The following is a 4,487-nucleotide window of genomic DNA, read 5'->3' as shown; positions in this document are numbered from 1 at the left end:
GGGCGGTCCCGTGTAAGGCGCGGCTGCGATGCCGTCGGTACGGTGGCGGAAGTTCTAGCGGCCCCCGCACGGCACCCAACCACAAACCAAATCATCAAAGAGAAAGCAGAAATGATGAACGAACCAACGAACGGCTGGCCGGCGTATGCAAAGCCGATGCCCAAGCCGACTTTGCAAGACAGGATCTATTTCGCGCGGGTGCGTAAGGAGAAGCAGCGCGACCTGTTGCATGGTCTGGCTGTGGCGGAAGGGCCGTTCTATGCGCGTCTTGAGCGGATGTGTTCAATCAACGGCGTTGTCCAGGTCGGTGAGATGGCGAATCCGGTGGCGCTCATCGCTGCGTATGCCGCGCAGTATGCGGCAGTGTACTCGGGTGTGCCTTCGGGTTTGCGTCTTGACACGGTGATGGGTTCCGATGGCAGCCGTTGGGTGATGGGCCCCGCGTTGGATCAGTATCTGCTCAATATGCAGGATTACAGTGTGGCGGGTCTCGTACAGTTCGGGTATCGAAACGTCTACCCGGATGGCGCTGATCTTGACATTCAAGGCATTGCCGACACTGTCGTCGGTTCAATGGTCGGCAATGGGTCGCATCAGATTCTTAGCGGAAGCTGGACGACCACGGTTGCACATGGCAATCAGCTGTGGGATATGTGGGAGCCGTCTATTCGCATGGTGTGCAGCAATCCGAAAGAAGCGGTGATTCTGTTCTCATGCCTGATGGTTGATTTCCTTCGTCATATCCAGACGAACGGCGATGGCACCGCAACCGATGTCCGTGAGAATTATCGCACGATGCTCACGCAGACGATATTCATGTCCACTGTGGACTTCGGATTGCTAGACAAAACGACCGGGGCTGCCGAATAGTCACGGGCTTACGGGTTCCCCGATAAGGCCCGTGACTGGGGCTGTCACGACTTTACATCAGCTTTTCATCGTAGATTGCACGGCTGCCGCCGATGTACTTCGGGCGGTATCGCGCGCAGATAATGTGCGCCTTGCCAATCATGTCAATGGAAATGCGCAGCGGGACGACCACCGGGTGGATATGCATGCCGATGAGCGTGCCGCCGATATCGATGCCGGCTTTCGCTTTGGCTTGGATATCCTCGACCAGTACCGGATGGTCGAACGACCGGTAGGCGATGGTGCCGAACGCACCACCCGCATGATTGGGCTGGGGAATCGCGTTGACCTGGTCGAAGCCATAACGTTCCAAGCAGTCCTGCTCGATGACCAGCGCGCGGTTCAAATGCTCGCAGCATTGCGCGGCGAGGAAGATACCCGCCGGTTTCAGTACCGATTGGGCGCCTTCGAACAGATACGGTGCCACATCCATGGACGTGTGGGTGCCGATCTGCTCGCCGAGCACCTCGCTGGACGAGCATCCGATGACGAAGATATCCCCGGCGGACAGATGCGCCGCCTCGAGGACCTCACGCACCGCCTGCGCGGTCTGCTGCCTGATCTGTTCGAAATCCTGTGTCTGCATACCGCCGATTGTACTAGCGCGGCGTTGCACACCGCCCCTGCGGTTCACCTGTGGTCAAACCGTGCATGCCCGGCCACGCGGATTCCCAGCTTTTTTCAGGATATTCAGTAGAACCGTCACAGCGTTATGCCATGCCTACCCAAGCCATGCAAGAGTGTCTTCCCACCATCGCGGCTTTGACTGAAAGTACCTCCGCCATAAGGCGGATGTAAACGTCGTAAAGGAAGAACGCATGTTCGTACTGAACAACGCATGGAACAATGTTGTGCGCAACAAGGGGCGCAATATTCTGATCATCATCGTCGTGGCGATCATCGCAGCCGCCGCGACCATCGGGCTGGCGATTCGGCAGGCAGCCCAGACCGCCCGTGACACCGGCTTGAGCAACACGACGGTCACCGCGCAAATCAGCGTGGACCGGGCCAAGCTCATGAGCGCGTCGCAGGCTTCCGCAAGCTCGTCGTCTACGTCCTCTTCGAGTTCGTCGGACGGCAAGCCCGATTTCGAGTCGATGCGCAGCGCGCTGAGCGACAAGCAGCTGAGCTTGAGCGACTATCAGAAGTATGCGAAGGCGTCCAGCGCGGTGAAGACCACGTATTACACGGAAACGACATCGTTGTCGGCGACCGATTCCTTCCAGCCGGTCGAAAGTTCAGATTCAAGCTCCAGCTCGTCCTCCTCATCGTCGTCTGGCTCGGATTCGAGCTCGTCTTCATCGGATACCGCGAGCGCACCGTCCGGCAACGCCCCCGATCAAAGCGGACAGGGAGGCAAGGGCGGCATGATGCAGCAGTCCGGCGATTTCTCGCTCGTTGGCTTCTCGTCGGACACCGCGGTCGCGAATGCGGCGAACGGCAGTTTCACCATGGCATCCGGCGAGGTGTTCGGCTACACTTCGGCTTCGGATGGTGACGTGATCATCTCCCAGTCACTCGCCACCTTCAACAATCTCAAGGTCGGTGACACCATAAGCGTCGCGAACGCCTCGGATTCGTCCACGACCTACAAGCTGACCGTGGTCGGCATCTACAAGAACACGTCGGATTCCTCTCAGTCCATGGGCGGACCGGGAGGTTCGACCGCTTCCGATCCGGCGAACGCGATCTACACGTCGGTCTCGACGCTTAAGAAGCTGGGTCTGGATTCGTCATCGGACTCCGATGACGCCGCCCAGCTGAACTTCACCTACGTGTTCGCGAACAAGGATGCTTACGAGACTTTCGTCTCCGACGTGAAGAAAGCCGGGCTTTCAAGCGATTACACGGTCCAGTCCGCCGATGTCGAGGAATATAAGCAGAGCCTCGTGCCGTTGGACAACCTGTCGAAGTTCGCGCTGACCTTGCTCATCATCGTGCTCGCGGTGGGTGCGATTGTGCTGATTGCGCTCAATTTGTTCAATATTCGTGAACGAAAATATGAGATCGGCGTGCTTACTGCGATTGGCGTGAACAAGGTGAAGGTTGCTGCCCAGTTTGTGGCTGAGGTGTTCGTCGTCACGATGATCGGCCTGGCGCTTGGTGTTGCGGGCGGCGCGGTCGCCTCGGTGCCGGTGTCCAACCAGCTGCTCGCCAGCCAGGTCGCCTCGCAGCAAAGCCAGCAGGCCAGCCAGCAGCAACAGTTTGGGCGTGGTATGCAGGCTCCGGGAGCAGGTTCCGGGTCGTCGAGTTCCTCTGATTCGTCCGGCTCGTCGTCATCGTCGTCCTCGGATAATTCCAGCAAGTCAACCGCCCAACAAGCGCCATCGCAGCCGGGCAGCAACAAGATGATGACCCGCGCGGTGAACTACGTGTCCACCGTCAACGCCTCCGTGAACCTCAAAATCGTCGGGCAGCTGATACTGATCGGCCTCGCGTTGACGATACTGGCCTCGCTTGCCGCGGTGATCGTCGTTATGCGGTACGAGCCTCTACAGATCCTCGCCGACCGGTCCTGACTGAGAGCGAACGGATCGCAAGCCAACCGAACGGCGCCAATCGAACCGTAATCGAATGAACCGTGCCCTTGCATTCCGACGTTCCGATGCCGGGACGGAAGAGCACCGAATGGAGCAACCATGAACAATGAACCACAGGCCGCAGTAGCCGATGACGCCGCCCGCATGACGGCGACACAGGAATCAACAGGCGTGCAGACCGTGACAGGCCAAGCCCATACGCCGATTCTCGAACTTCGCGATGTCAGCTACGCGTACACGAAAGGCGGCAAACGGGTGCTGCAACACATCTCCCGCAGCTTCCTGCCAGGATGCGTCTACGCGATCACCGGGCCGTCCGGCGCCGGCAAGACCACGCTGTTGTCGCTGATTTCCGGGCTGACCGTGCCCACCGAGGGGCAGGTGTTGTACCAGGGCAAGGATTTGTCCAAGGAGGACCGGTACCGGTATCGCAGCCATGATATCGGCGTGATCTTCCAAAGCTTCAACCTGCTGCCGCAACTGACCGTTGCCGAGAATATCATGCTGTCGCTTGGCGCGTCCGGCAAGCATTTCGACGAGCCGAAACGGCAGATTGCCCGGCGGATGCTCGCAGAAGTGCATTTACCGGAGGATTACGCCAACGAGCGGATCCTGCACTTGAGCGGCGGCGAACAGCAACGGGTCGCAATCGCGCGGGCGTTGAGCTATGATCCGCAGATTATCGTGGCGGATGAGCCGACCGGCAACCTCGATATGGGCACACAGGAGGACATCATGGATATCTTCTGCTCGCTGGCTCACGATGATGGCAGGTGCGTGATCATCGTCACCCACAGCCCGCAGATTGCGCAAGCCTCCGACGAGGTGTTCGAACTCGCGCCACTGCGGCGGACGGCTCGCAAGCGCCCGTCCGCCGCGCGTCCGGCGTCTGCGGGTTCGGTGGTGCGTTCGACGAGACAGCGCCCAGCCGCCCAGTAACCCATTGTCCCTGCGAACTGGTTGTGCTCGGGCCCTGTCCCTTGCTCGGGCCGAACGCGGACCTTCCCCTTCTGCAAACTGGTTACGCCTAGGCCTCAC

The 4,487-nt window shown here is 59.5% G+C and carries 4 protein-coding genes; 3 read left to right on the top strand and 1 reads right to left on the bottom strand.

Translation table 11 applies throughout. The features are described 5' to 3' along the window. The first annotated feature begins 111 nt into the window (after positions 1–111). Positions 112–870 carry a hypothetical protein gene (locus ACI38B_RS07440; protein WP_439730182.1) on the top strand — a complete coding sequence of 253 codons (759 nt, stop codon included), beginning with the start codon at positions 112–114 and terminating at the stop codon, positions 868–870. A 52-nt stretch (positions 871–922) separates the two neighbouring features. Here the strand turns inward: ACI38B_RS07440 and ACI38B_RS07435 are convergent, their stop codons facing one another. Beyond that, positions 923–1,495: a TIGR01440 family protein gene (locus ACI38B_RS07435; RefSeq protein WP_439730181.1), complete on the bottom strand. Its 573-nt coding sequence runs from the start codon at positions 1,493–1,495 to the stop codon at positions 923–925. A 232-nt stretch (positions 1,496–1,727) separates the two neighbouring features. On the opposite strand from ACI38B_RS07435, the gene ACI38B_RS07430 reads away from it, so the two are divergent. Together ACI38B_RS07430 and ACI38B_RS07425 are read left to right on the top strand one after the other, a co-directional pair. After that, positions 1,728–3,428, top strand: coding sequence for an ABC transporter permease (locus ACI38B_RS07430; RefSeq protein ID WP_439730180.1), 1,701 nt, complete (start codon positions 1,728–1,730; stop codon positions 3,426–3,428). 165 nt (positions 3,429–3,593) lie between these two features. After that, entirely contained in the window at positions 3,594–4,388 is a 795-nt protein-coding gene (locus ACI38B_RS07425; RefSeq protein WP_439730183.1) for an ABC transporter ATP-binding protein, read from the top strand. The last annotated feature ends 99 nt before the right edge of the window (positions 4,389–4,487 follow it).

Origin of the sequence: Bifidobacterium sp., from assembly GCF_051876855.1 — a bacterium.
Classification (GTDB): Bacteria; Actinomycetota; Actinomycetes; order Actinomycetales; family Bifidobacteriaceae; genus Bifidobacterium.
This window is presented reverse-complemented; position numbering and strand designations above follow the sequence as displayed.